The organism is Campylobacter sp. S4:11 (assembly GCF_024723695.1).
Classification (GTDB): Bacteria; Campylobacterota; Campylobacteria; order Campylobacterales; family Campylobacteraceae; genus Campylobacter_D; species Campylobacter_D jejuni_C.
Map to the genome: position 1 here is coordinate 1 of NZ_JANQDC010000067.1, position 945 is coordinate 945.

Sequence of the window (945 nt, forward strand, 5' to 3'; positions counted from 1 at the left end):
CAATATGGCTCACACAATAGACTGCCTATCTATACGGGTAAAGATTCTCACTCCATAATCCCCCTTACTCAAACTCTTTACTTCTACTCCTATCTTTTAGAATTAGATGCTAACCATAACAAAGTCAAAGATAAAAGTTTTAGTGAATGTATAGAGTATCTTAATCATTTTATGAAAAATATTCAAATATATACAGAAACTTTTGTGTTAAAAAATAATGCTATTAATAATAAAAATTTCGCTCTTAAAAATGGACCTCTTGGGCTTTTAAGAAGCTCTCCAGAAAAAATCAACCATTTTGAATATTTTCTTTCATTAATAGCCACCATAATGCAAGAAACAAATGATATTTTAGAAGAGGTTGGAGATGATTATTATACAAGCTACAAAGCTCCTACCATTAGTCAAATAAAAATCATAGATTTTATTTTAAAGGCACATGAAAAAGAAAAATATATTTTAATTCTTGATAAAAATGATTTTAATAAATACAGAAAAGATAGTTCCTTTGTTAATAATCAAGAAAATTTAGCTCATAAAATTGCCATTGGGGAATTTAGAATTTTTATTGTGGTTTATAAAGATATGAAATGTCTTGAAAATATTAATAATATAACAAAAATATACGGATATAATTCAAAAAGTTATAAAATAAAAGATCAAATTTGGGATGAGCAATATTTAGGTGGAGTTTGTAAAATATCACAAGCTTTGTATTTTAATGGAAAAGCTAAAATAGGTATTATTTAGGAAAATTATGATAGGTAGAGACTTTTTATATTCTATTCATAAAGATAAAAAAAGTATTTATTTGTTTTGTGAAAATAAAAGCATAATTGATTGTCAAAGTATTTATGATGAACTTTATAAATTAGAAGCAACGACAGATTTTACTTTTGAAGAACTTCAAAACTACCAAGCTTATATCTTTTTAAACTCCACCCT

The 945-nt window shown here is 25.3% G+C and carries 2 pseudogenes; both read left to right on the forward strand.

Annotated features, from left to right (window positions below):
- A pseudogene (locus tag CAMP5053_RS08185) lies at positions 1-750 on the forward strand (hypothetical protein); the annotation flags it as partial.
- Between the two features lie 7 nt (positions 751-757).
- Positions 758-945, forward strand: a pseudogene (locus CAMP5053_RS08190) (hypothetical protein); the annotation flags it as partial.